The following is a 25,558-nucleotide window of genomic DNA, read 5'->3' on the forward strand; positions in this document are numbered from 1 at the left end:
TCAGAGGGAAAACCTCCCGGCAAATCAGCGTGCCGGGAGGGTGTTCGCCTTACTTCTTCTTGGGTGCAGCTTTCTTTGCAGCCGGCTTCTTAGCGTCTGCTTTTTTGGCAGGTGCCTTCTTGGCCGGAGCTTTCTTCGCTGCTGGCTTCTTTTCGTCGTCCTTGGCGGCTGCCTTCTTCGCCGGGGCCTTCTTGGCCGGAGCTTTCTTGGCAGCTTCCTTCTTGGGCGCGTCTTTCTTGGCGGCAGCCTTTTTCTTGGCCGGAGCCTTCGTTTTGGCTTTTGTTTCCTCGGCTTCCTCGTCAGCCTCAATCGCGGCTTCGAGTTCTTCCTTGGTCACTTCGCGTTCGGTGACATCGGCCTTGTCGAACAGGAAGTCGACGACCTTGTCTTCATAAAGCGGTGCGCGAAGCTGCGCTGCAGCCATCGGTTCCTGCTGGACGTACTGGATGAAACGCTCGCGGTCTTCGTCGCGATATTGCTGCGCCGCCTGCTGGATGAGCATGCTCATTTCCTGCTGGGTGACTTCAACACCGTTCTTCTGGCCAATTTCGCTGAGCAGCAGGCCGAGACGCACGCGGCGTTCGGCGATGTTGCGGTAATCGTCCTTCTCGTCTTCGATTTCCTTCTGCGCCTGCTCAGGATTTTCGTCCTTGGCAGCTTCCTGCTGAAGCTGGGCCCAGATCTGTTCGAATTCTGCGTCGACCATCTTTTCCGGAACCGGGAAATCATGGCCGGCAGCAAGCTGGTCGAGAAGCTGACGCTTCATCTGGGTGCGGGTCAGGCCGTTGGTTTCCTGCTCAAGCTGGCCTTTCAGCAGCTCCTTGAGCTTGTCGAGGCTGTCGAGGCCGAGCGATGTCGCGAAATCGTCGTCCAGCTTGGTTTCACCTTCGACCTTCACCTGCTTGACGGTGACGGCAAATTGCGCGTCCTTACCGGCGAGGTGCTCGGCAGGGTAATCTTCAGGGAAGGTCACGGTGATGGTCTTCTCATCGCCGGTCTTCACACCCGAAAGCTGCTCTTCGAAACCAGGAATGAACTGGCCGGATCCGATAACCAGCGGCGCGTCTTCTGCCTTGCCGCCTTCGAATTCTTCACCGTCGATGCTGCCAACGAAATCGATAATCAGCTGATCGCCGTCCTTCGACTTGCGTGTCTTGGCGGCATCCTTGTAGCTCTTCTGCTGGTCGGCGATGTTCTTCAGCGCTTCTTCGACCGCTTCGTCCTTCACCGGAACGCTGAGGCGCTCAAGCTTCAGGTTTTCAATTTCAGGCGTTTCGATCTCAGGCAGTACTTCCAGCTCGATGGTGAGCTTGGCGTCCTTGCCTTCTTCATAACCTTCTTCGAGGTCGATCGCTGGCTGCATCGCCGGGCGAAGCGCCTTTTCTTTCATCAAGCCGTCAACCGATTCGCGGATCACGTCGTTGACGGTCTGCGCATGCAGCTGTTCGCCATGCATTTTCTTGACCAGATTCGCCGGAACCTTGCCCGGGCGGAAGCCAGGCATTTTAACCTGCGGCGCGATCTTCTTGACTTCAGCGTCGATACGGCTGGCGATATCTGCGGCCGGAATGGTCACCTGATAGGCGCGCTTGAGGCCTTCGTTGGTGGTCTCTTTAATCTGCATGGTGCGCTACTTAAACCTTTTCAAAATCTCATCTTTTCGAGTGTCGCAGGCGGCGTTCTGGTGCGGGCGAAGGGACTCGAACCCCCACATCGTAAGATACTGGTACCTAAAACCAGCGCGTCTACCAATTCCGCCACGCCCGCAACCCGAACGAAGCCGCGTGCACACGCCTTTTGGGCGCGAACCTCGCGAGCAAGGGTGCGCCCTTAAAAGGCCCTGCGCAAAAGGGCAAGCAGACTGTGCGCCAGAACGCCTTGCCCGATACCATTTGTCAGACTATCGGCGCTGTAATTGAGCTGAGGCGGGCATATTACCGCCGGGGCAGCAGAGCCGAAAGAGAACGATGAGCGAAGAAAATAATCCAGAAAGCCCGGAAACCGCAGCAAAGTCAGGCGCGGACGTTCCGCCCGATCGCCTGTCAGTAAATCCGCGCAGCGAGCTGTTCGACGGCGAACTGCTGCAGCGCGGCGTCGGCATCCGGTTCAAGGGCACCGAGCGCACGAACATCGAGGAATATTGCATTTCCGAAGGCTGGGTGAAGGTTCAGGCAGGCAAGACGCTGGACCGCAAGGGCAACCCGCTCACGCTCAAACTCAAGGGACCTGTTGAAGCCTGGTTCGAAGATCTGGGCGATAATCCGCCCGTCGCCAAGGCCGACTAAGACCTAGTTTCCGTATTTCGCGAACAAGGACGCGAATTTCCCGCCCGAATCGGTATTGCCGTCCAGCGCGGTAAAGGCGCTGGCGAAGTGTGCCGATGGTTTCGGTGAGGTCTTGGCTTGTGCAATCTGGCTCTTCGCGCCCGATGGCCGGGCCTTTTTTCCGTAGATAAACCCGTTCACAGGCCATGCGGTTTTACCCAGTTGTTGCAGCGGGTGATACCACACGCGCACTTCGCTCCAGTCGTTGCCTGGCGAAACGTCCACCGCCCGGACATCGTTTTCGATCTGGCCGCGCCGCCCGTTGATCGGCGACCAGTTCGCATGACGCAGCAGAACCGTGCGGTTGTCGATGATCTTGCTAACCGCTGCGACATGGCCGAGGCGCATATTACGATGCGGGCGAAACGCCATGACAGCGCCCGGTTTCGGCTCGTTTCCGCGCTGAAAGCGCCCTTCCGCCTGATCCCACCATGTGTGGGCATCGCCGTAAATCTGGATGCCCGACACTTCCCGCGCATACGGGACGCATTGCAGGTAAGGCGGCAATTCCGCACGCGATCCAGCGCCGTAATCGCGTTCGAAGCCGACGCTGGCGTCGGCAAAAGCGGTTTGCGGCACAGCAAAACTGGCACCAGCGGCGAGGATGGTTAGCGCTCTCTTCATGACGCTGCTTGTGGTGGATTTGGGTTAGTATCGCCCTGCCCGCTGTGGTTAACGGATATTCACCATAACAGGCAGCTTTCATCGCAATGCTTGCCAATTGCACGATTAAGCGCCACCTGCGCCTCATCATGCTTCCGCAAGTCATCATTATTGGTCGTCCCAATGTCGGGAAATCGACCCTGTTCAATCGCCTGGTGGGCAAAAAGCTCGCGCTGGTCGACGATCAGCCGGGCGTCACCCGCGACCGCCGTTCCGGCGACGCCGAAATTGCCGGCCTGAAATTCGAGGTGGTCGACACCGCTGGCTGGGAAGATGATGATCCGCACACCCTGCCCGGCCGGATGCGCAAACAGACCGAAGTCAGCCTGATCGGTGCCGATGCCGCGATGATGGTGATTGATGCCCGCGCGGGCGTCACCACTCTGGACGAAGAAATCGCGCTCTGGCTGCGCAGCCAGAAAGTGCCTGTGGTGATGGTCTGCAACAAGGCGGAAGGAAAAGCCGCCGAAGCAGGCATTTTCGAAAGCTACGCGCTCGGCTTTGGTGATCCGGTTCCGGTTTCTGCGGAACACGGCGAAGGCATCGCCGACCTGTTTGGCGCGCTGTGGCCGATCATCGGCGACAGCGAAGCGCGGATCGAAGCGGAAGAAAAAGCCGCTGCGGAAGCGAAAGCTACCAAGGTCCAGCAAGATCGCGACGCTGCCGAGGAAGCAGGCGAGGTCTATGAAGAAATCTACGAGGACATCGAAGGCCCGCTGAAGCTCGCCATCGTTGGCCGCCCGAATGCGGGCAAAAGCACTCTGATCAACCGCTTGCTGGGCGAAGACCGTTTGCTGACCGGCCCCGAAGCGGGGATCACCCGCGATTCGATCGCCGTGGATTGGAAATGGACCGATCCGCGCAGCGGTGAGGAACGCGACATCCGCCTGATCGACACCGCGGGCATGCGTAAGCGCGCCAAGGTCACCGACAAGCTGGAAAAACTCGCGGTACAGGATGCCAAACTGGCAGTCGATTTCGCCGAAGTCGTGGTGTTACTACTCGATGCGACCAAGGGGCTTGAACATCAGGACCTCAAGATCGCCAGTCAGGTGGTCGAGGAAGGCCGTGCACTGATGATCGCGATCAACAAGTGGGATGTTGCCGAAAACGCGTCCAGCCTGTTCAACGGAATCAAGGAAGCGCTGAACGATGGGCTTGCCCAGGTTCGCGGCGTCCCCCTGTTTGCCGTATCCGCGAAAACCGGGAAAGGGCTCGACACCATGCTTGGCGCGGCGTTCGAACTGCGCAAGACCTGGTCCAAGCGTGTGCCGACGGCAGCGCTCAACCGCTGGTTCGACGACGCACTCAACGCCAATCCGCCGCCCGCACCAAAAGGCAAGCGGATCAAACTGCGCTATATCACGCAGGTCGGCACCCGCCCGCCCCGTTTCGTTGTGTTCGGGACCCGTCTGGACATGTTGCCCACCAGCTATGAACGCTATCTGGTTAACGGCATCCGCCGCCAGCTTGGCTTTGATGCCGTGCCGGTGCGGGTGAACCTGAAAAGTCCAAAGAACCCTTTCGCCAGCTGACAAGCCGGTGCCTGAATGAAGGCGGTGGGCGAGCGCTATATTTCGATGACGATCGTCCACGCATCGTCTATTTACGGCAGTTAGCCGACGAGATTTTGCGCAAACTCAGGAAAGACAAATTGCTGTGATCCCACTGCTCGCCGAAGCCGGAATCGCCACCGAACTGATCGAGCGCACCGCAAGTACGCTGCGGGTGCAAGAGATTGTCCAGCTCAGCCTTGCGCCGGTATTCCTGCTGGCGGCAATCGGTGCCGTTTTGAACGTTATGAACGCACGGCTGATATGGATCGTCGACCGGATCAACGGGATCGAGCAGGCGCGGGAAAGCGGCCTTGCAGGACGCGAGGCAGAAGAATTACCCGCCTTGCGCCAGCGCCAGTCCTATTCGCAGATTGCAGTCAATCTGAGCACGGCTGCGGCGCTGACGATCTGTCTGGTCGTCGCCCTGCTGTTCGTCAGCGCATTCATCCGCCCTCAAATCGGGACGGCTGTCGCGATTGCATGGATCTTCACCATGGTCCTGTTGATTGCAGCGCTCGGCCTGTTCCTGCTGGAAACGCGGTTGGCAACCGCGTCGGCGAGGGAAAGGCGCAAGATGAGCCGCGAAATCCTCGAAAAACGTGCCGCCGAGGACGCAGAAAGCTAAGCGCCTTTACTCTTCGCCTGCGGGTTTGCTCTGCAACTGGGCATAGTTTTGCAGACCCATCTGCTCGATCATATCAAACTGGGTTTCGAGGAAATCGACGTGTTCTTCCTCGCTCGAGAGGATGCTGGAAAACAGGTCACGGCTGACAAAGTCGCGCACGCTTTCACAATACTCGATAGCCTCCTTCAGCAGCGGAATTGCATCCTCTTCCATCGCCAGATCAGCCTTGAGGATTTCCTCGACCGTTTCACCCACTCGCAGCTTGTGGATCGCCTGAAAATTAGGAAGGCCGCTCAGGAACAGGATGCGCCCCGCCAGCTGATCGGCATGCTTCATCTCGTCGATCGATTCGTGGCGCTCGTATTCGGCGAGCTTGGCCATCCCCCAATCATCCAGCACCCGGTAATGCAGCCAGTACTGGTTGATCGCCGTCAATTCGTTGGTCAGCGCCTTGTTGAGGAATTCGATGACTTTTGGATCGCCCTTCATGGCCCCGCTCCTATCTGAATTTCGTTGTAGCAACATGCGCCGCGCGCGCCGAGAAATGCAAGGACTCAGAGCAAAAAACGGCAGAATTCCGCCAGTTGCGAGTGATTTGCGTTAGTAAGAAAACTATTCCGCGTAAGCCGGCATGAGCGCCATTTCGCGCTCTTCGGAAACGATCGCCTCGGCATCGTCCAGGCACTGGCCGCAATTGGGCCGTTTGCCGAGCGCGGCATAGACCGCTTCCGCATCACCTGCGGTTGAACAGGCAGCGCGCCGCAGATCGGTTTCGCGGATGGCATTGCAAATGCAGATGTACAAAGGCGATTCTCCAACAAGAACACCTCGGATAATAATGCGACTAATTCGCAATAGCAAGTCTCTTGCGAATTAGTCGCAAAGAAGCCGCCCTCCCCGTTGAGGGAAGGCGGCTCTCGCTGTTGTCTTTGGTTTTACAGCTTATCGCGGATTAGCGGCTTGCCATCCGGATGCCGGTATCAACTGCACCTGGAAGCGGCTTGTTCGCTGCCCAGGTGATGCAGCCCTGGTTCCGCGATTTGACGCTCGAGCACATGTTCTTGGCGCTCGCGCGCTGGAAACCGCCGGCGGACACACGGTAATATGTTTTCCCGCGAACCACCGCCTTGGTGATGACCATGTCAGAATTGGCCAGCTGCGAATACCGCTTGGAATAGATGCCCCAAGCGCGCTTTGCCGCTGCTTCGCTGGAGAATGAGCCGAGCTGGATCAGATGCTCGCCGGCAACCGCATCGCGGCCTTCGGCAGACGCTGCCTGAATGGCGGCTTTCGGCTTAGGCTTATAGCCAGCCGGAGCTTTCTGAACCACCGGGTTCGAAACGAAACGCTTAGTGCTTTGCGCAACCTTGGCAAGTGTCGGTCCGGCCGGAGCCTCTTCGACAAATGCAGCTTCGAAATCTTGCTGAGCCTTGACCGGCGGAGCAGCATAGGCGGCAACCGTTTCAGTCGGTGCAGGAGCCGAAGCCGATCCCGAAGGAGCGCCGAGCGGCGGGAGTTCATAAGACGATGCGCTGCTTGCCACCGCCGTTGCAGGCGATGGTGTAGCGACAGGTGCCAAAGGCGCAGGCGCCTGAGCGGCTGCTTCTGCTGCCAGCATCTGCGTGCTTGGATGGTTGTTCAGCGCCAGCATGGCCGGCTGTCCGGTATCGCCCACCACCGGCACGTCCAGCAAATTGGCGACACGGACCTGGAACTGCGCCGGAGCTGCGCTTTGCGCCCATTCAGCGATCCGGTCGTTGATCTGGTCTGCAGGCACATCTTCTGCCGCCATCAGGCGGGCAGAGCGCCAATCGCCCTTGAGTGCGTAGGCATAGGCCAGGTTCTGTCGAACCTTTGCCGTGTTCTGGCCGCCGCGCAGGGCATTGCCCAGAATGTGCACGCCGCGATCCGGATCGCCAGCAAGGGCAAAGGCGAGGCCGAGGTCGGAAGCGTCGATGTCATCGCGCCACTGGTCCAGCACCGCCTGTGCGGCGCGGAAATCACCGGCAGCGATTTCTGCGAGAGAATAGCTCAGCGCGGTGCGCGCGCTGTTATCGCCAAGGTCCATCGCATCCTTGAATGTTGCGGCTGCCGATTGGAAGCGCCCTGCCTCCATATAGGTCGCGCCGAGCATTGCGCGGTAGGATGCGTTGCGCGGATCGGCCAGCACGGCCTCTTCAGCATGGGAAACGGCCTGGCTGGTTTTGCCTTTGACAAGCGCAGTTTGCGCCTTGTTGACTGAATATTCGGCGTGCGGTGCAGCCTTCGTGGTGCATCCGGCAAGCGCAGTCGTCGCCAGTGCGGTGGTCACCGCCAGCATGATCGCCCGGTTGTTATTGGCTATCTTCGGCATTGTCCGTTCCCCTTAGTTCAATCGGTCTTGCGCGCTTCGGCAGCGAGATTCTTCACATCGGGCATCTTGCCCAGAAATTGATCGAGCGCTTCGGTCAGCAATTGCTGCGCGCTGCGATTGCGAAGCGTACTGGCAAGTCGCAGTTTGAGATGGCGCTCCGCGTCGAGACGCAGAGTGAAAGCAGCCCGCTTGCCGCGTTCAAGAGCAGAGCGGCGCGGACGTTTAGGCGCCGCCGCTACAGCCTCTGAATGGGCCGGTTGCACCGCGGGATTGCGGGCAGACGGCTCTTCATGCTGTGCGTGGATCTGTTCAGCGATGGCTTCCTGCTGGCGGCGTACCTCGGGCTTTTCCATCAGCGGGGCGTGCAGTGCAGCCTCCGCCTTTTCAGCCAGAGCCTCAGCCTCTGCGGCCATTTCCGCATTTGCGGGTTCAGGCGTCAGGTTCAGCACTTTCCCGTCGTGATGCGATTCGGGCTCTTCGCCCATATCGTTCCAGCCCAGGTCTTCCAGATTATGTGCAGCGTTGCTGCCGCTGGCCAACGGGCCCAGCTGCGGACGCATGGCCGGCTTTGCGCCGCCTTTGCGCGCAAGCAGGGTCGGCCCCAGCGATGCGAAATTTGATTCGTCCATGACCGTGCTCTCCGCCCTCGATTACTGGGCGACCCGGCGGCCGAAGCCCCCGGCGGGACGGTGCGCGGGCGCAACCTGCGAAACAGAACCCGGCGCAGCAAACACTGTCCGGCGGAAATTCTTCTCGAGTCGGTCGGCCATGTAGTTCCACAGAGCGGTAACTTCCGCAGCAGAGCGGCTGTCCGGGTCGACTTCCATCACGGTGCGCCCGTCGATCATCGACGCGGCAAAGTCGGTGCGGTGATGCAGAGTGATCGGGGCAACCGTGCCGTGCTGTGACAGCGCGACCGCGGCTTCCGAAGTGATCTTGGCCTTGGGTGTCGCGGCATTGACGACGAACACCAGAGGTTTGCCGGCGCGTTCGCAAAGATCGACCGTTGCGCCAACGGCGCGAAGGTCATGCGGGCTTGGCCGGGTCGGCACGACGATCAGTTCAGCCACGCTGATGACAGACTGGATAGCCATTGTAATTGCTGGCGGGGTATCGATCACCGCCAGTTTGAATCCCTGCTGACGCAAGACCTGAAGGTCATTTGCCAGGCGAGCGACCGTGGTTTGCGCAAAGGCGGGATATTCCGCCTCGCGTTCGTTCCACCAGTCGGCCAGTGATCCCTGCGGATCGATGTCGATCAGTACGACCGGGCCTGCCCCTGCGCGCTGCGCCTGAACTGCCAGATGTCCTGAAAGCGTGGTCTTGCCCGATCCACCCTTCTGCGATGCCAATGCCAGTACTCGCAAGGCCTGGTCCCCCTGAATTACGTTAACAAGCCGCCCAAATGCGGTTCGGAGACTGAATTCGCAGGATACCCCTAATTTTGAGTTAACGAGGATCACATGGCATATAGGCGTTTACGGCTTTTGCGGCGGGATACGGGCAATGCTTCCGATGGAAACTCTTTCCTAACGTCCTGTTCACTATAGAAGCCTGACGAATTCGGGACCTGGAAGGCTACGCAAGCGATTATGAAGTTCAAATCAGCACTGAACTGTCTGGCGGCAGCAGCGGCAATCATGCTCGCCGCCCCCGCAACAGCCGAACTGAATGCGGGATACGAAGCCTGGCACAAGGGTGACTATACCCGCGCGGTGGCTGAGTGGCGCGATCTTGCTGCGGCTGGCAACGCCGATGCGCAATACAATATGGCGCAGGCATACCGGCAGGGCAAAGGCGTAAAGAAAAACGAGAAGCAGGCCGAGATCCTCCTCGCCAAGGCTGCGGCCCAAGGGCACATCAAGGCGACCGACAATTACGGTTTGCTGCTGTTTCAAAGCGGGCGGCGGGAAGAGGCGATGCCGTATGTTACCGCAGCATCCCAGCGCGGCAATCCATGGGCACAGTACCTTATCGGAATCAGCCATTTCAACGGCGACCTGCTGGAGAAAGACTGGGTCAAAGCCTACGCCTTGATGACGCTGTCCAATTCGGCGAATTACGAACACGCAAAGGCTGCACTTGCGCAGATGGATGATTTCATTCCGCTGGACCAGCGCCAGCAGGCACAGCTTCTCGCGCAGAAACTCAAACGCGATGCTGATGCGAAATTTGCCAGCCAGAAGGCCGCAGAAGACCTTTCCATCGCAGCCGCCAATCCTGCAGCAGGCAGGCCAGCAAATGGCAATGTCGCGGTGTCCGGCCAACCGCTTCCCAGTTCTGCCAACCGCATTCCGCGGCCGGTTCAGGCTGTGACCCTGCCCCCATCGGTCGCAGCCGCACAGGCCGCGGTCGCAGAAGCGTCACGGGTTACCGGCACGGAAAGCCCGGCTAACGCCGGGGCTGACTTCACGCCGTCAACCTCGCGGAACCCGGTTCGTGCCGCGCGTGCGCCAGCCACTCAGGCCCAGCCACCTTCGGCTCCAGCGAGTGCAGCACCGAGGCCGAAACCGGCTCAGCAAGCCGCGCCCTCGGCTGATGGACCGTGGCGGGTTCAGCTTGGCGCTTTCGGTGTAAGGGGCAATGCGGACAAGCTGTGGTCGCGGCTGTCGGCAAATGCTGCGCTAAGCGGCAAGCGCAAGCTGATTGTACCCGCGGGGAACCTCGTACGCCTGCAAGCCGGCGGTTTTGCCACGCAGTCGCAGGCACAGGCTGCCTGCAACACGCTGAAACGCAGTGGCCAGAATTGTCTCGTCACGCGCTGACAGGAACAACACCGCTTACGCCAACCTGTTGCGCTGCTACAGCGGGCTGAGCGAGGTACGAAAAAATGAGTGATACCGCTGCGCAAGCGCGCGCTGACAATGACGCACAAGGCCAGCTTGCTCCGGATAGCACGCCCGATTCTGGCAGCCGCATCGGTAGCCTGGATTTCATCCGCGGAATCGCTGTGCTTGGCATTCTGGCGGCGAATATCATCGCATTTGGTCAGCCTTTCGGCGCGTATATGTGGCCCGAGGCATTCCTGTCCCCGCCCGGCCCGTACAGCGACACCCTGTGGCTGGCGCAGTTCGTATTTATCGATGGCAAAATGCGCGCTCTGTTCGCGATCCTGTTTGGCGCGGGAATGTATCTGTTCCTGCAGAATGCATGGGCCAAAGGGCTCAGCAGCTGGCTTCAGGCAAGGCGCCTCGTATTCCTGCTTGCGTTCGGATTGATCCACTTCTTCTTCATCTGGAAGGGGGACATACTGGTCTATTATGCGCTGACCGGACTGATCGCCCTGATGTTCGTGAAAATGCGTGCGGAAACGCAGCTAAAGCTCGGAATTTTGGGCTATATTGCCGGGGCGATCCTGTATGCGGGGATGATGGTGCCGCTGCATTTCATCGCCGACACGCCGTTTGGTGAAAATGCCGCAATGTCCGAAACGCGCGCCGGGCTGGAGGAAACAAAGCGGCAAGTCCTGCACGACGATAAGGTTGAAAGTGCCATTATCAGCGATGGTGATTACCCGGCCTATGTGACGCATAATCTGGTTGAACATGGCCCCGATCCGCTGATCAACATGCTGATTTTCGGGATCGAGATTTTGCCGCTGATGTTGCTCGGCATGGCGCTGTACCGAATCGGTATGTTCGATGGGCAGCTGGACCGAAAGGAACAGCGCATGTGGGGCTGGCTGGGCCTTGGCACAGGCGCAGCGTTGTCGCTGGGATTGGGTCTGTGGGCGCTGTCGACCGGCCCATCATATTACGGCTCGCTCGCCGCGTTTGTTGGCCTGTCACCGATACCCCGGCTGATGATGGCGCTGGGTCTGGCGGCCTTGCTGGCGCTTTACGCGCCGCGCGCAAAAGGCTGGCTTGGCGAACGGCTGAGCGCTGCCGGACGGATGGCGTTTTCCAACTATCTGGGCACGTCAATCCTGATGATTTCAGTGTTCCATGGCTGGGGCCTCGGCCTGTTCGGCGAACTGACCCGGGCGCAGCTGTATCTCGTGGTACTTGGCGCATGGATCGTCATGCTGGCGTGGTCGAAACCGTGGCTCGGCCGGTTCAGATACGGTCCGCTGGAATGGCTCTGGCGCTGCCTGACTTACGGAAAGCGCGTCCCGCTACGGAGATAGCTGCGTTTATCCAATCCGCACGCCGCCCTTGAACAGGGCAAGCGCCCTACCCTGTGCGGGCTGACCATCGAACGGCGTGTTTCCGGCGGTTGCTTCCATCTTGCGGCTGTCGACCACCCACGGCTTGTGCGGATCGATAACGCAGATGTCGGCTTCCTTGCCGGTTTCCAGTTTCCCGCACGGCGCATCCAGCAGCGCAGCCGGTGCCGCCGCCAGCAGCTCGAACGCGCGGACCAGATCGATTGCATCGTCGCGCACCAACGTCAGCGCCATCGCCAGCAGCGTTTCCGCACCAGCCATACCGGGTTCCGCATCGGAGAACGGCAGGCGTTTGTCCTCTGCCCCGCGCGGATCGTGGCCCGACGCAATAACGTCGATCGTCCCGTCCGAAATCGCTTCGATCACAGCCTTGCGGTCGGCATCGGAACGCAGCGGCGGGGAAAGTTTGGCGAAGGTCCTGAACTGGGCAGTTGCCAGATCGGAGAGCATGAAATGCGCCGGAGTAACACCCGCAGTCACCTTCACACCGCGCGCCTTCGCACTGCGAACAAGATCAAGAGCGCGGGCGGTTGTTACCTGGCGCAAGTGAAGCCGTGCACCGGCCATTTCGGCAAGCGCGATATCGCGGCTGACGGCCAGAGCCTCTGCCTCTGCCGGCGCGCTTGGCAGGCCCAGCCGGGTCGCCATGTCGCCCGCCGTGGCAGATGCGTTGCCGGCAAGCGCCGCATCCTCTGCATGGCTGACCACGACAAGGTCCAGCATCGCTGCGTATTGTAGCAGACGCAGCATGGCCCCCGAGTCCGAAATCCACCGGCGACCGGTGGCGACGCCCCTTGCGCCTGCCTGTTTCATCAGGCCGATTTCGGCCAGTTCGCGCCCTTCCAGGCCCTTGGTCGCGGCGGCCAGCGGATGAACCCACAGATCGGGCTTGCCGCTCTGCGCGACCAGCTTGACCCTGGATGGATAATCTAGCGGTGGGTTCTGATCCGGCATGACCGCTGCACGAGTGATCCCGCCGAAATGGAATGCAGGTTTGTCGACCGCGAATACGCCGAAATCGACCAGCCCGGGTGCCACCAGTTTGCCCTTGGCATCAAAAACTTCGTCACCGTCTTGCGGACCGGCCAAGCCGACTTCCGCGATCAGCCCGTTTTCAACGCGAATAGCGCCTTTTTCGGTGCGGTCAGGCAGGACGAGTTCGCCATTGATGATGGTAAGGGGCGCGGACTGTCTCATACCCACTGCTCCCCGCCGGAGATATTTTCTCTCCAGCCATCGACACCGCGAGTTCTGCGGGTGAGCACGTCGAGCGCGGCCATGCGGATGGCTACGCCCATTTCGACCTGCCGGGTGATGATTGATCGGTCGAGCATGTCTGCCACTTCGCTATCGATCTCGACACCGCGGTTCATGGGGCCGGGATGCATGACCAGCGCATCAGGCGCAGCGCGCTGCAGCCGCTCCATCGTCAGGCCGTAAAGATGATGATACTCACGCGCCGAAGGGATGAACTGCCCCTCCATCCGTTCGGTCTGAAGGCGCAGCATCATGGCCACGTCCGCACCGTCCAGCGCAGCATCGAAATCGTGAAATGGCACTGCGCCCATTGCCTCGATTTCTGCCGGCATCAGGGCGGGCGGCGCACACAGCCGGACATTCGCGCCCAGTGCTGTCAGGCAAAGGACGTTGGAACGCGCGACGCGGCTGTGAAGGATGTCGCCGCAAATTGTCACCGTCAGTCCGGTGAAATCGTCGGCGCTATGGCCCCGTTCGCGCAAGGCATGGCGCAGGGCCAGCGCATCGAGCAGCGCCTGCGTCGGGTGTTCGTGCTGGCCGTCGCCGGCATTGAGAACCGGGCAATCGACCTTGCTGGCGATCAGTTCCACCGCCCCGCTCGATCCGTGCCGGATCACAATCGCATCCGCACGCATCGCGTTGAGCGTAATCGCCGTGTCGATCAGCGTTTCGCCCTTCTTCACGCTGGACTGCGCGGCGTGCATGTTGACCACGTCAGCACCCAGCCGCTTGCCCGCGATTTCAAAACTCAGCAGCGTACGGGTCGAATTCTCGAAGAACGCGTTGATGATCGTCAGGCCCGACAGCAGATCGGTATGCTTGCTCGGTTGCCGGTTCAGATCGACCCATTGTTCAGCCTCGTCGAGGAGGTACAGGATCTGGTGGCGTTCCAGCTGGCCAATGCCCAGCAGGTCGCGGTGCGGATAGGCCAGCGAACCGGCCGGATATTCCCGGGAAAGTCCAGCTGAAGCCTGAGGAGAGCGCGTCGATGTCATTAAAGCCAAGCCCTTAGTCGAGCGTTGTCACCCGCTCAAGCGGTTTCGACTGGAACCATTCTCGTTTGATGCCTACCTGTGGTTCAATTCTGCATCTTTCGGGGCACCTTACGCATGGCATTCGCTGGAAAAGTTTGGAAATTGCTGGTCGGCATCAAGGACGGGCTCAGCCTGGTCTTTCTGCTGCTGTTCTTCGCGCTCCTCTATGGAATACTGACCGCACGGCCCAGCCCTGCACAGGTCCGGGACGGCGCGCTTCTTCTCGACCTCACCGGGTACGTTGTGGAGGAGAAAACCGAGATCGACCCGCTGGAGGTGCTCCTTTCGGGTCAGGAACCGGTCGGCGAATATCAGGCCCGCGATCTGGTTCATGCACTGGAAGAGGCCGCGACCGACGAACGGATCAAGGCGGTCGTGCTCGATCTGAGCGAGTTTGGCGGCGGCGGACAGGTGCACATGCAGGCGATTGGCGCGGCGCTCGACCGCGTCCGCGCGGCAGAGAAACCGGTGCTGACATATGCGTTGGCATATAGCGACGATGCAGTGATGCTTGCGGCTCACGCCAGCGAAGTCTGGGTCGACCCGCTTGGCGGTGCGATCATCGCCGGACCGGGCGGATCACGCCTGTATTACGGCGATTTGCTGGATAAGCTGAAGATCAATGCGCGTGTCTACAAGGTGGGCACCTACAAGTCGGCAGTTGAACCGTATTCGCGCAACAGCATGTCCCCCGAAGCTCGCGAGAATTATTCCGCACTCTACGGATCGCTGTGGGAAGAATGGCAGGCCAACGTGAAGAAGGCCCGCCCGCAGATCGATCTCGACCTGATTACAAAAACACCCGCACAGTGGGTGCAGGACAACAAGGGCGATCTGTCGAAGGCCGCTCTGGAGGCCGGCTTGGTCGACAAGTTGGGCAACCGCGTTGAATTCGGTGAGCGGGTTGCAGAAATTGTCGGCGAAGACGACTGGAACCCCGGCCCCGGCAGTTACGCCCATACAGAGCTGGACCCCTGGCTTGCCGACAAGACACTCAGCAAAGACGGTGACGCGATCGGTGTCGTCACAATTGCAGGGGAAATTGTCGATGGTGACGCAGGACCGGGCACGGCAGGCGGCGAACGGATTGCCGAACTTCTCGACGATGCGCTCGACGATGATCTCAAAGCGCTCGTGGTGCGTGTCGATTCCCCGGGCGGTTCGGTAACCGCGTCGGAAGACATTCGGCTGGCTATCTTGCGGCACAAGGCGAAAGACATCCCGATTGTCGTATCGATGGGCAACGTCGCAGCCAGCGGCGGTTACTGGGTATCAACACCGGCAGACCGGATTTTTGCGGAGCCTGAGACGGTGACCGGGTCGATCGGCATTTTTGCTGTCGTGCCGACATTCGAAAGGGCGGCAGCTGACCTCGGCGTAAATGGCGACGGTGTCCGCACCACCCCGCTGTCCGGCCAGCCGGACCTGATCTCCGGCTTCACTCCGGAAGTCGATGCCATTCTGCAAAGCTCGATCGAAGACGGTTACACCGACTTCATCACCCGCGTGGCTAAATCGCGCAATCTGACGACCCAGCAGGTCGACGCCATCGGCCAGGGACGCGTTTGGGATGGCGGCACTGCGCGCCAGATCGGCCTGGTCGATCAATATGGCGGGATCGATGAAGCGCTGGAATGGGCTGCGAAACAAGCTGATCTGGAAGACGGTGCATGGCACGTCGCCTATCTTGGCAGCCAGCCGGGCGAATATAACACTTTGCTGCGCAGGCTGCTTGGCGGTGACAGCAATGCGGCGGGTCCGGGCGGCGACCTGTTCGCCATGGTTGCTGGTCAACAACGCGCTATTGTCGGGCAAGTTGAAAACGACCTCGACCGGATTTTGTCGGTCCGCGGGATGCAGGTCTATTGCCTTGAATGTCCGACAGCACCTGTGCGCGCTTCGCAATCGGCCGCGCCGAAGGGCTGGCTCGCCAAGGCGGCTGCACTCTTCGCCAGCTGATCCGGGTTCGCATTGCGGAACCAATAGAAAAAGGGCGCGAGCAGTTTGAACTGCCGCGCCCTTTTTTCGTTTGTAAGTGCTGCAATCAGACGATTGCAGGTTCGACTTCCGGCGGGGTCCGATTGATGACCGGATTTGGCGCCTTGTCGCTGGTCGGCGTTTCGTCCTTACGGTCCATGTACTTTTTGACCAGATAACCACCAGCAGTCACGGCGACGAGCGCCGGGATGCTGAGGCGTTTGGCAATAGTGGCCGCGCCAACACCCAGAAGTGTGCCAGTTGCACCGCCGATGCCCGAAGTGGATTTTGCAATTTTTGAACCGGCGAATCCGCCAATAATCTTACCAAACATGTTAATCTCCTTGTTGGAAAATCAACGGCTTCCGCCTTGTTTGGTTCCGCAATCTTTGAACGGGAATTGTTGTAGGCCAGCCTAACGCTGTCTGGCGATGCCTGTCCGCAAGAGGTCGCTTGCTGCATCCGCGACATCGTCAGCCGACCAGTCATCTGCTTCGCCCCAGATCGCGAAACGCAGGCCGAGGAATACGTTCATTCCCATGATTGCCCATGCATGGGCCTCACCCAGACCGTCGCGGAATTCACCCCGATCTGCACCTTGTTGCAGCCGGTCCCTGATCCGCGCAGCGATGGTTTCATAGTGCGTGCGGTAGCTGGCGGGATCGACGAACTCTGCCTCGTCGATAATGCGGTAGATTTCCTTGTGCTCGCTGGCGAATTCCAGAAATCCTCGCAGCGCAGCCTTTTCCACCTCAAACGCGGTCATCGGTTCAGTCAGCGCGTCGCGAGCGGCACGTTTCACCGAATCGCTCATGTCGGAAACCAGTGCGCGAAAGATTGCGTCCTTGGAATCGAAATAGGTGTAAAAACTGCCCAGAGCGACACCGGCGCGGCGCGTTATCCCGCTGATCGAGGCCTCGTGAAATCCTCTCTCGCCAAATTCAATGGTCGCGGCGTCGAGCAGTTTGCGCAAGGTCTTGCGCCCGCGTTCGGTCCTTGGCTGCTTCTCAGCGCCGTCCGCGATTTTCCCTGACCCCTGCTCCATGCGCAATGAACTACGCTGCAAATGAAATAGCTGCAAGGTTAAACTTGAAAGGTGGTTCAACTTTCAATATGAGGGCACAATAATAGATCGGGAGAGAACCATGAGATTACCGAAAAACAGCCTGAATTCCGCCTTGCTTGCAGGATCTGCCCTGCTTGCGCTCACCTCTGCGCCCGTTCAGGCGCAGGAAGCGAACGATGCGCCTGCGGGCGCCGACACCGCAGATGACGGCATCATCATCGTCAGCGCGCGCCGCAGGGATGAACGCATTACCGACGTGCCGCTTTCAATCACCGCAGTAAGCGCAGAAGCGCTCGCCAAATCCGGTACGCTGGAACTGACTGAAATTGGTCAGGAAGTCCCCAACCTCACGCTGGAGGTTTCACGCGGAACCAACACGACCCTGACCGCATTCATTCGCGGCGTTGGCCAGCAGGACCCTGTCGCCGGCTTCGAAGCGGGCGTGGGCCTCTATGTAGACGATGTGTACCTGAACCGTCCGCAGGCCGCCGTGCTGGACATCTATGACGTCGAACGGATCGAGGTGCTCCGCGGGCCGCAGGGCACGCTCTATGGCCGCAACACCATTGGTGGGGCGATCAAATATGTGACGCGCCGTCTGCCGGATGATCTACAGCTGAAAGTGCGCGGAACCTATGGTTCGTACGATCAGGCCGACATCGTGGTCAGCGGATCAGCGCCGGTTTCGGAAAGCTTGAAATTCGGCGCCAGCGCAGCGCGGCTGAGCCGCGGCGGGTTTGGCGACAACCTCACTCTCGGCACCGAGAATTACAACAAGGACGTCTGGGCCGGCCGTGCCACGCTGGAATTCGACAATGGTCCGGTATTTGTCCGACTTTCCGGCGACTATGTGAAAGACAATAGCGAGGCGCGTCAGGGCCACCGGTTGATCCCCGGCCTGTTCACCGGCGCACCTGTGCTGGATGACGTTTACGATACCCGCGCCGGCCTGAACGTGGTCGACCAGGAAGTCGAAGCCTATGGCGGCGCACTGAACATTGCCGTCGAGGTCAGCGACACGATCACGCTCAAAAGCATCACCGGCTACCGCGAAGACAAATCGACCAGCCCGATCGATTTTGACAGCTTGCCAGCCGCAGACCTGGACGTTCCGGCAATCTACGAGAACGACCAGCTCAGCCAGGAATTCCAGCTGCTGTATGAATCCGGCCGCCTGAACGGTGTTTTGGGCGCGTATTATCTGGACGCAAACGCTTTCACCGCGTTCGACGTGGCGCTCTTTACCACCGGCGCCCTGATCGGATATCCCGGCCTGAACGCCCAGACATTGGGTGATGTGAAAACAGAAACATGGTCGATCTTCGGCGATTTCACCTATGACATTACCGACCGGCTAAGTGTTTCTGTCGGCGGCCGATACACCAGCGACAAACGTACAAGCACAATTCTGCGAACCACCTTCATCGGGGGCTATTCGGATCTGTTCGCGACCGGCGCGACAGCCCTTGCTGTGACGTCGGACTTCAACGGCAGCGAAACGTTCAAGGAATTCACGCCGCGTGCCTCGGTCAGTTTCAAACCGAACCAGAACCAAAATATCTATTTCACATACTCGCGCGGCTTCAAGGGCGGTGGTTTCGACCCGCGCGGGCAGACTTCTGCTGCACCCGATCTTGACGGAGACGGCGACGTCGATTTTGACGATCAGTTCCAGTTCCTGCGCTTCGCGCCCGAGACCGTCGACAGCTACGAACTGGGCTGGAAGGCATCGCTGCTCGACAACCGGCTCAACATCAGCCTCGCCGCATTCAAGGGCGATTATAACGATGTGCAGATCCCCGGCTCGGTCGGCGTTGATACCAACAATGACGGGATCAACGACAGCTTTATCGGGATTACGTCGAACGCGGCCAGCGCCGACGTGAACGGGTTTGAATTCGAAGGCAACGCGCTGGTGGGCAAGGACTTCGCCGGCGACGGGAGCCGTCTGAACGTGAACTGGGCGCTCGGCTATCTCGACGCCGAGTACAATACGTTCATCGATGCGTTCGGTGTCGACGTGGCGGACCAGCGTGTGTTCCAGAACACGCCTGAGTTCACGGTCAACACAGGGTTTGATCTGGGTCTGCCGGTCGCAAGCGGTCTGGTCGATTTCATCGGGTCGATTTCCTATCGCAGCGACGCCAGCCAGTTCGAGGTTCCAAATCGGTTCCTCGATCAGGATGGCTTTGTACTGCTGGACGCCAGCGTGGTTTACACAGCCGATAATGATCGCTGGTCGATTGGTGTTCACGGCAAGAACCTGACCGATCAACGCTACATCGTGGCGGGGTACAATTTCGTATCAGGCGGCGAAAACGGCCAACCCTTCACCCCGACCCTCGGCCTGGAAGGCACGCTGACCGGATTTTACGGCGATCCGCGGCGCTTCTTCGTAACCGGGGAATTCCGCTTCTAAGAACTCTCCAGGGGGGTGTCCTTCACGGACGCCCTCCTTTCCCGAGACCGCGCAGCTTCCACCGTGAAGCTGCGCGGTTTTTGATTCCCGTCACCATTCGCGAACACCACCAGATCGCCGGGTGCCGTGTCGTTCGCAGCATAGATGTCCCAAGCGTCATGGATCATGTCGGGCGGGCCGAAAAGGCGCACCGCATTCCAGTAACGGTCATCGCGAAATCCGACAAAATGGACGAGCCGTCTGGTCATTGCGTCCGGTTTACTCTCACCAGTGCTTGAGGCAAAATCAAAAACCATCCATAGGCGGCGGCATGCACGACATTCGATTTATCCGCGAAAATCCAGAAGCTTTCGACGCTGCGCTTGCCCGGCGAGGCCTTGATCCGGTTGCTGCCGAAATCATCGCTCTGGACGAGGCGAAGCGCGCCGCCGCAACGGCGATCCAGGAAGCTCAGGCAAAACGCAATGGCGCGTCCAAGGCCATCGGCCAGGCGATGGCATCTGGTGACAAGGACAAAGCCGAAGCTCTCAAGGCCGAGGTTGCCGAGCTGAAGCAATCCATGCCCGGCATGGAAGACGCCGACAGGCAACTGGGCGTTCAGCTGCGCGACGCGCTGGCCATTATTCCCAACCTGCCCGCCGACGATGTGCCGCAGGGCGAGGATGAAGCCGGCAATGTCGAGGTCGGCAAATGGGGCACCCCCCGCGAATTCGATTTCGAGCCGAAAGAACACGCAGACCTTGGCCCTGCCCTGGGACTGGATTTCGAAACCGGCGCAAGCCTTTCCGGCGCGCGGTTCACTTTCCTGCGCGGCGGCATGGCGCGGCTGCACCGCGCGCTGGGGCAATTCATGATTGATCGCCAGTCGGGCGAAAACGGATATACGGAATGCGCGCCGCCAGTGCTCGTGCGTGACGAGGCCATGTACGGCACCGACAAATTGCCGAAATTTGCAGAGGATTCGTTCCGCACAACCGATGGCCGCTGGCTAATCCCGACCGCCGAAGTCAGCCTGACCGCGTCCGTTCAGGATTCAATTCTGGACGATGCATCCCTGCCGCTCAGAATGACTGCGCTAACCCTGTGCTTCCGCAGCGAAGCCGGTTCGGCGGGCAAGGATACGCGCGGCTTCATCCGCCAGCATCAGTTCGAGAAATGCGAACTGGTCAGCGTCGTCCGCCCCGAAGACAGCGATACCGAGCATGAGCGCATGACCGGTTGCGCCGAAGGTATCCTGCAGGCGCTTGACCTACCCTATCGCAAAGTACTGCTGTGCACCGGCGACATGGGGTTTGGTGCGCGCAAGACCTATGATCTGGAAGTTTGGCTGCCGGGACAGGATGCCTACCGCGAGATCAGTTCCTGTTCCAACACAGGCGATTTTCAGGCGCGGCGGATGAATGCCCGCTTTAAACCCGAGGGTGAAAAGAAAACGGTGTTCCCGCACACGCTGAACGGGTCCGGCCTTGCCGTCGGGCGCACGCTCGTCGCCGTGCTCGAGAATTTTCAGCAGGCCGACGGGAGCGTAAAGATCCCGGCTGTTTTGCAGCCCTATATGGGCGGTATCGAAACGCTTACTCCGGAATCCTGATGCGCATATTGGTCACCAATGACGATGGTATTTTCGCCCCGGGCCTGAAGGTCCTCGAAGAAATTGCCGCTGAGTTCAGTGACGATATCTGGGTGTGCGCACCGCATGAGGAACAATCGGGAGCCGGCCATTCGCTGACGCTCAACGCCCCGGTCCGGCTGCACCGGCACGGCGATCGCCGCTTTTCCGTCACCGGCACGCCGACGGATTCGGTAACGCTTGGACTTCGCAAAGTGATGGATAGCCCGCCCGACGTAATTCTGTCCGGGGTCAATCGCGGGGCGAACCTTGGCGATGACATCACCTATTCGGGCACCGTTTCGGCCGCCATCGAAGGCGCTTTGGCGGGCATCAGGTCAATTGCGCTGAGCCAGGTTATCCGGCGCGGTGCAGAGCATGAACAATTCGATGCGACCCGCAAATGGGGCGCAAAAGCCATCGCGCCGCTGCTTGATGCTCCGCTGCCCTCGCGCACGCTCGTCAACGTGAACTTCCCCCCGCTCCCGGCAGACGAAATTGCCGGTATCCGGGCGGTGCGGCAGGGTTTCCATGACTATTCGCGGGGCTCGGTTGTCGAAGGGCGCGACCCGCGCGGCTTGCCCTATTTCTGGTTCGGCCTGCACGCGATTGAACATACACTGGATCATGGGACCGATCTGGAAGCAATCGACGAAGGGTTCGTGTCGGTTACTCCGCTGCAACTCGACCTGACACATCACACCTCGCTCGAAGCGTTGGCCGGGAGATACAAGGCATGAAGAAACTGGTTCTGGCAGCATTTGCCACCCTGCTGATTGCAGCAGGCGATCCCGCTACCGAAGCTGAACACACGGTCGAGCCGGGTGAAACTTTGGGCGGCATTGCCAACCGTGCCAATGTACCCGCTTCGGTCATAGCCGCAGCCAATGGCATGGTGGAACCCTACAGCGTGCGTACGGGACAAGTCCTGCAAATCCCCCGTCAGCGCGTCCACACTGTGAAAGAAGGTGATACCGGCTTTGGCATCGCGCAGCGCTACGGCGTGCCGTTCGCAAACATCGCCATCGCCAACGGATTGGCCGAACCCTACACGATCAGCAACGGGCAGACCCTGATCATACCAGCGGTCGTGAAAGCCGTTGCCGCGCCCCAGACACCGCGCACCGAACCATATTTCCGCTGGCCGCATGATGGCGAGGTCATGCTCGGTTTTTCACTCCGCGAGGACGGCTCGGGCCATGACGGTATCGACCTGAAAGCAAACCGGTTCGACATGGTCCGGGCATCGGCGTCCGGATCTGTGGTGTTTGCAGACAACACGAACCGGTTCGGCAGGCTGGTTGTCATCGATCACGGTAACGGGTGGCGCACGCGCTACGGCCATCTCGATAGAATCACCGTGAAACTGCGCGACGTTGTGAAGACCGGTGAACGGATCGGGCTGGCCGGAGATGCTGGCGTGGCAACCCGACCGGAACTGCATTTTGAAATCATGAAAGATAACAAGCGCGTTGACCCGGCGGCCAAGCTGCCGCAACGCTAAAACACGATGAGCAACCAGTTAGACCGGATTGGCGCGCCCGGTAGCGGGCGCCGCGTTCGCGGACCGCGGTTCCAACCGCTGCGCCGGGCGAGCCGGGTTCCCGTATGGGGCGATTTGGGCATCAGGTTGGGCTTGGCCCTGTTCCTGCTCGGCATCGTGGTCATGATCCACTGGTGGGACCGCGGCGGCCTGGTCGACAATCTCGACGGCGAAGTCAGCTTCCTCGACGTGGTCTATTTCACGATGATCTCTGTCACAACGACAGGTTTCGGCGACATCGCACCGATCAGTGACCGGGCCCGCATGGTCGAAGCGATCATCGTTACGCCGATCCGTTTTGCTGTATTTTTCATTTTCGTGGGCACCGCCTACAACTTCATTATCAAGCGCAGCTGGGAGAAGTTTCGAATGGCGCGCATTCAGGAAAAGCTTTCGAACCATATCGTCGTCCTCGGCTATGGCGTCTCCGGCTCTGAATCGGTCAGCGAACTGATCGAACGGGGCACCGATCCGCACAATATCGTGGTGATCGATCCCAGCGAAGAACGGCTCGCAGAGGCGGAGAAACTTGGCTGCAACGTGATGGCAGCGGATGCGACACGCGATGAAACGCTGAACGCGGTACGCATTACAGAGGCGAACAACGTCCTGGTATCAGCGGGCCGCGACGACACCTCCATCCTTATTGTTCTCACGGTGCGCCATCTGGCCCCCAAGGTACCGATCAGTGTGGTCGTGCGTGCAGACGATAATGAATTTCTGGCCCGTCAGGCCGGCGCAAACAACGTGATCAACCCGGTGCGCTTCACCGGCCTGCTGCTCGCCGGTTCGGCGAAAGGCGCGCACATTGCGGACTATCTTGCCGATCTCGCTTCGGTGACCGGGCGTGTGCAGCTGGTCGAACGCGAAGTGACCAAGGAAGAATGCGGCTGCTCGATTACCGATTTGAAAACCGGCGGGCGCGGCCTCAGGGTGTACCGGGGCGGCAAGGTTCTCGGTTTCTGGGAAGAAGAATGCGAAAACCTGCTGCCCGGCGACATCGTGGTTGAAATTGTCCCGACAGATCACGGCGAAAAGCGCGGCGACGGACACGGTCGGCGCCGCTGACGGATATTTCGCCGACCTTCCGCCGCAGTCAGCTGAAGTAAACGAAAACCCCGCCCATCGCAGCCATGCCGACAATGAAATGGCCAGCGTCGATCGCAAACAGTTTGCCCGATTTGCGCTGGAACAGATAATTGATCCCGATTGCCGGCACCATGATCCCAATCGCGAACCCGACGGAGATCATCATGATGCCCCGCGTGCTCGGGTTGGTCATCGCGAACTGATGTCCCAGCATTAGTGCAATCAACAGTTCAAACAGAAAGCACAGCCCGAAAATCAGCGCTGCATTGCCTGACTTTATCTGTTCGTCGGACAGCCCAGCCTCTCGCTGCCAGACCTTGCCGAAAAGGGCCGAATACCAGATTGCCCCCACGATGAAGAAAGCAGCGGCGGCCAGAAACACAGCCAGCAGATTGACATTACCCATTTCGATTTCCCCTCTCAGGTGCGTCCCATTGCACAGGGGATAGCGCAAAGCGCGCTGTGGGTGTAGAGGGCCGCGCAATCATGAACACCGCAACAACTCTCCCTGAAGCCAAAAAGATCGGCATGGTCAGCCTCGGCTGCCCCAAGGCACTGGTCGATTCCGAACGCATCCTGACCCGGCTCCGCGCCGATGGATATGCCATGTCGCCCGATTATGCCGGCGCTGACGTGGTGCTGGTCAACACCTGCGGCTTCCTCGACAGCGCGAAGGAAGAAAGCCTGCAGGCCATTGGCGAGGCGATCGCCGAAAATGGCCGCGTGATCGTGACCGGTTGCATGGGCGAGGAAGCGGACGCGATCCGCGCAGCCCATCCGCAGGTGCTCGCCGTTACGGGCGCGCATCAATATGAACAGGTTGTGGAGGCCGTGCACACCCATGCACCGCCGTCACAAGGTCCGTTTGTCGACCTGATTCCGCAGCCGTCCGATACCGATATCAAGCTGACCCCGCGGCATTACAGCTATCTGAAGATTTCAGAGGGCTGCAACCATTCCTGCGCCTTCTGCATCATCCCGGACCTGCGCGGAAAACTCGCCAGCCGCCGGATCGATGCGGTTCTGCGCGAGGCGGAAAAACTGGTCGCTGCAGGCACCAAGGAACTGCTGGTGATCAGCCAGGATACCAGCGCGTACGGCGTCGACACCCGGCACGAGCCGCGCGATTGGAAAGGCCGCGAGGTCCGCGCCCACATGACCGACATGGCACGGGAACTGGGCCAGCTGCGAACGCCCGAAGGCGAGACGCCGTGGACCCGCCTGCACTATGTCTATCCATACCCGCACGTTGACGCGGTGATCCCGCTGATGGCGGAGGGGCTGCTGACACCCTATCTCGACATCCCGTTCCAGCACGCCAGCCCCAAGGTGCTGAAAGCGATGAAACGCCCCGCCAACGAAGCAAAGGTGCTGGAACGACTGAAAAGCTGGCGCGAAATTTGCCCGGAAATCGCGATCCGGTCCAGCTTCGTAGTCGGCTTCCCCGGCGAGACAGAGGACGATTTCCGTTACCTGCTCGACTGGCTGGAGGAGGCCCAGCTCGACCGCGTGGGCGCATTCCGGTTCGAACCGGTTGAAGGTGCCCAGGCGAATGCCCTGCCCGATCATGTGCCGGAAGAAATCAAGGAAGAACGCTTCGCCCGCGTGATGGAAGTCACTGAACGCATCAGCGCGGCGAAACTGAAAGCCAAGGTCGGCAAGGTCATTCAGGTGATCGTGGACGAAGTTGGCGAGCCGGACGAAGATGGCGATATCGGAGCCACCGCCCGCAGCCAGGCAGACGCTCCTGAAATCGACGGCGCCGTCTATTTGCGTAACGTGGCCACCACGCTGAAAGCAGGCGATTTCGTAGACGTGACGGTAGAAGACGCCGACGCGCACGATCTGTTTGGCGTGCCCGCATAAAGTAGGTCTAGA

At 59.9% G+C, this 25,558-nt stretch carries 25 protein-coding genes and 1 tRNA gene; 12 read left to right on the plus strand and 14 right to left on the minus strand.

What is annotated here, in order from left to right:
* Positions 1–49: 49 nt before the first annotated feature.
* The gene (tig, locus tag GRI43_RS07975) at positions 50–1,624 is read right to left on the minus strand and encodes a trigger factor (RefSeq protein ID WP_160730461.1); all 1,575 of its coding nucleotides are present in this window, start codon (positions 1,622–1,624) and stop codon (positions 50–52) included.
* A 58-nt stretch (positions 1,625–1,682) separates the two neighbouring features.
* Positions 1,683–1,767, minus strand: a tRNA-Leu gene (locus GRI43_RS07980).
* Between the two features lie 200 nt (positions 1,768–1,967).
* Between GRI43_RS07980 and GRI43_RS07985 the strand changes: the two genes are divergently transcribed.
* A complete protein-coding gene (locus tag GRI43_RS07985; RefSeq protein WP_160730462.1) occupies positions 1,968–2,285 on the plus strand; it encodes a DUF3297 family protein in 318 nt (105 codons plus the stop codon).
* Positions 2,286–2,288: 3 nt separating this feature from the next.
* On the opposite strand, the gene GRI43_RS07990 is transcribed toward GRI43_RS07985, so the two are convergent.
* Entirely contained in the window at positions 2,289–2,948 is a 660-nt protein-coding gene (locus tag GRI43_RS07990) for a CHAP domain-containing protein (RefSeq protein WP_160730463.1), read from the minus strand.
* A 128-nt stretch (positions 2,949–3,076) separates the two neighbouring features.
* On the opposite strand from GRI43_RS07990, the gene der reads away from it, so the two are divergent.
* Entirely contained in the window at positions 3,077–4,522 is a 1,446-nt protein-coding gene (gene der / locus GRI43_RS07995) for a ribosome biogenesis GTPase Der (RefSeq protein WP_160730464.1), read from the plus strand.
* Between the two features lie 124 nt (positions 4,523–4,646).
* Positions 4,647–5,168 (plus strand): DUF2721 domain-containing protein, encoded by a 522-nt coding sequence (locus GRI43_RS08000; RefSeq protein ID WP_160730465.1) that lies wholly within the window; start codon positions 4,647–4,649, stop codon positions 5,166–5,168.
* 6 nt (positions 5,169–5,174) lie between these two features.
* Here GRI43_RS08000 and bfr read toward each other — a convergent pair whose 3' ends face one another.
* The 5 genes from bfr to GRI43_RS08025 form a co-directional block, all read right to left on the minus strand.
* Positions 5,175–5,657, minus strand: coding sequence for a bacterioferritin (gene bfr / locus GRI43_RS08005; protein WP_160730466.1), 483 nt, complete (start codon positions 5,655–5,657; stop codon positions 5,175–5,177).
* Between the two features lie 123 nt (positions 5,658–5,780).
* Positions 5,781–5,972, minus strand: a complete 192-nt coding sequence (locus GRI43_RS08010; RefSeq protein ID WP_160730467.1) for a (2Fe-2S)-binding protein — start codon at positions 5,970–5,972, stop codon at positions 5,781–5,783.
* Between the two features lie 148 nt (positions 5,973–6,120).
* The gene (locus tag GRI43_RS08015) at positions 6,121–7,521 is read right to left on the minus strand and encodes an SPOR domain-containing protein (RefSeq protein WP_160730468.1); all 1,401 of its coding nucleotides are present in this window, start codon (positions 7,519–7,521) and stop codon (positions 6,121–6,123) included.
* 17 nt (positions 7,522–7,538) lie between these two features.
* Entirely contained in the window at positions 7,539–8,150 is a 612-nt protein-coding gene (locus tag GRI43_RS08020) for a hypothetical protein (protein ID WP_160730469.1), read from the minus strand.
* Positions 8,151–8,171: 21 nt separating this feature from the next.
* Positions 8,172–8,888 (minus strand): ParA family protein, encoded by a 717-nt coding sequence (locus GRI43_RS08025; protein ID WP_160730470.1) that lies wholly within the window; start codon positions 8,886–8,888, stop codon positions 8,172–8,174.
* A 225-nt stretch (positions 8,889–9,113) separates the two neighbouring features.
* Between GRI43_RS08025 and GRI43_RS08030 the strand changes: the two genes are divergently transcribed.
* The gene (locus GRI43_RS08030) at positions 9,114–10,286 is read left to right on the plus strand and encodes an SPOR domain-containing protein (protein ID WP_235903639.1); all 1,173 of its coding nucleotides are present in this window, start codon (positions 9,114–9,116) and stop codon (positions 10,284–10,286) included.
* Positions 10,287–10,351: 65 nt separating this feature from the next.
* Positions 10,352–11,647: a DUF418 domain-containing protein gene (locus GRI43_RS08035; RefSeq protein WP_160730471.1), complete on the plus strand. Its 1,296-nt coding sequence runs from the start codon at positions 10,352–10,354 to the stop codon at positions 11,645–11,647.
* A gap of 6 nt (positions 11,648–11,653) precedes the next feature.
* Here the strand turns inward: GRI43_RS08035 and GRI43_RS08040 are convergent, their stop codons facing one another.
* Both GRI43_RS08040 and GRI43_RS08045 read right to left on the minus strand, forming a co-directional pair.
* Positions 11,654–12,883 (minus strand): dihydroorotase, encoded by a 1,230-nt coding sequence (locus tag GRI43_RS08040; protein WP_160730472.1) that lies wholly within the window; start codon positions 12,881–12,883, stop codon positions 11,654–11,656.
* Entirely contained in the window at positions 12,880–13,938 is a 1,059-nt protein-coding gene (locus tag GRI43_RS08045; RefSeq protein WP_160730473.1) for an aspartate carbamoyltransferase catalytic subunit, read from the minus strand. The genes GRI43_RS08040 and GRI43_RS08045 overlap by 4 nt, the downstream gene beginning before the upstream one ends.
* Before the next feature lie 114 nt (positions 13,939–14,052).
* Here GRI43_RS08045 and sppA point away from each other — a divergent pair, with 114 nt between their 5' ends.
* Positions 14,053–15,936 (plus strand): signal peptide peptidase SppA, encoded by a 1,884-nt coding sequence (gene sppA / locus GRI43_RS08050; RefSeq protein ID WP_160730474.1) that lies wholly within the window; start codon positions 14,053–14,055, stop codon positions 15,934–15,936.
* 85 nt (positions 15,937–16,021) lie between these two features.
* On the opposite strand, the gene GRI43_RS08055 is transcribed toward sppA, so the two are convergent.
* Both GRI43_RS08055 and GRI43_RS08060 read right to left on the minus strand, forming a co-directional pair.
* Positions 16,022–16,288 carry a hypothetical protein gene (locus GRI43_RS08055; protein WP_202391615.1) on the minus strand — a complete coding sequence of 89 codons (267 nt, stop codon included), beginning with the start codon at positions 16,286–16,288 and terminating at the stop codon, positions 16,022–16,024.
* Positions 16,289–16,369: 81 nt separating this feature from the next.
* The gene (locus GRI43_RS08060) at positions 16,370–16,999 is read right to left on the minus strand and encodes a TetR/AcrR family transcriptional regulator (protein WP_160730475.1); all 630 of its coding nucleotides are present in this window, start codon (positions 16,997–16,999) and stop codon (positions 16,370–16,372) included.
* 100 nt (positions 17,000–17,099) lie between these two features.
* Here GRI43_RS08060 and GRI43_RS08065 point away from each other — a divergent pair, with 100 nt between their 5' ends.
* Positions 17,100–19,439: a TonB-dependent receptor gene (locus GRI43_RS08065; protein WP_160730476.1), complete on the plus strand. Its 2,340-nt coding sequence runs from the start codon at positions 17,100–17,102 to the stop codon at positions 19,437–19,439.
* Here GRI43_RS08065 and GRI43_RS13870 read toward each other — a convergent pair.
* Positions 19,436–19,687, minus strand: a complete 252-nt coding sequence (locus GRI43_RS13870) for a hypothetical protein (RefSeq protein WP_202391616.1) — start codon at positions 19,685–19,687, stop codon at positions 19,436–19,438. The two genes, GRI43_RS08065 and GRI43_RS13870, sit on opposite strands and share 4 nt — an antisense overlap.
* A 62-nt stretch (positions 19,688–19,749) precedes the next feature.
* On the opposite strand from GRI43_RS13870, the gene serS reads away from it, so the two are divergent.
* Genes serS through GRI43_RS08085 form a run of 4 tightly spaced genes read left to right on the plus strand, consistent with a single transcriptional unit; the run spans position 19,750 to position 23,659 of the window.
* On the plus strand, positions 19,750–21,030 hold the full coding sequence (serS, locus tag GRI43_RS08070) for a serine--tRNA ligase (RefSeq protein WP_160730477.1): 1,281 nt from the start codon (positions 19,750–19,752) through the stop codon (positions 21,028–21,030).
* Positions 21,030–21,788: a 5'/3'-nucleotidase SurE gene (surE, locus tag GRI43_RS08075; protein WP_160730478.1), complete on the plus strand. Its 759-nt coding sequence runs from the start codon at positions 21,030–21,032 to the stop codon at positions 21,786–21,788. Before serS ends, surE begins: the two co-directional genes overlap by 1 nt.
* The gene (locus tag GRI43_RS08080) at positions 21,785–22,552 is read left to right on the plus strand and encodes a M23 family metallopeptidase (RefSeq protein WP_160730479.1); all 768 of its coding nucleotides are present in this window, start codon (positions 21,785–21,787) and stop codon (positions 22,550–22,552) included. Before surE ends, GRI43_RS08080 begins: the two co-directional genes overlap by 4 nt.
* Before the next feature lie 6 nt (positions 22,553–22,558).
* A complete protein-coding gene (locus GRI43_RS08085; RefSeq protein WP_160730480.1) occupies positions 22,559–23,659 on the plus strand; it encodes a potassium channel family protein in 1,101 nt (366 codons plus the stop codon).
* Positions 23,660–23,687: 28 nt separating this feature from the next.
* Here the strand turns inward: GRI43_RS08085 and GRI43_RS08090 are convergent, their stop codons facing one another.
* Positions 23,688–24,086, minus strand: a complete 399-nt coding sequence (locus GRI43_RS08090) for a DUF1761 domain-containing protein (RefSeq protein ID WP_160730481.1) — start codon at positions 24,084–24,086, stop codon at positions 23,688–23,690.
* A gap of 80 nt (positions 24,087–24,166) precedes the next feature.
* Here GRI43_RS08090 and rimO point away from each other — a divergent pair, with 80 nt between their 5' ends.
* Positions 24,167–25,546 carry a 30S ribosomal protein S12 methylthiotransferase RimO gene (rimO, locus tag GRI43_RS08095; protein WP_160730482.1) on the plus strand — a complete coding sequence of 460 codons (1,380 nt, stop codon included), beginning with the start codon at positions 24,167–24,169 and terminating at the stop codon, positions 25,544–25,546.
* Positions 25,547–25,558: the final 12 nt, after the last annotated feature.

The sequence above is a fragment of the Pontixanthobacter luteolus genome (assembly GCF_009828095.1).
In the GTDB taxonomy this organism is placed as follows: domain Bacteria; phylum Pseudomonadota; class Alphaproteobacteria; order Sphingomonadales; family Sphingomonadaceae; genus Pontixanthobacter; species Pontixanthobacter luteolus.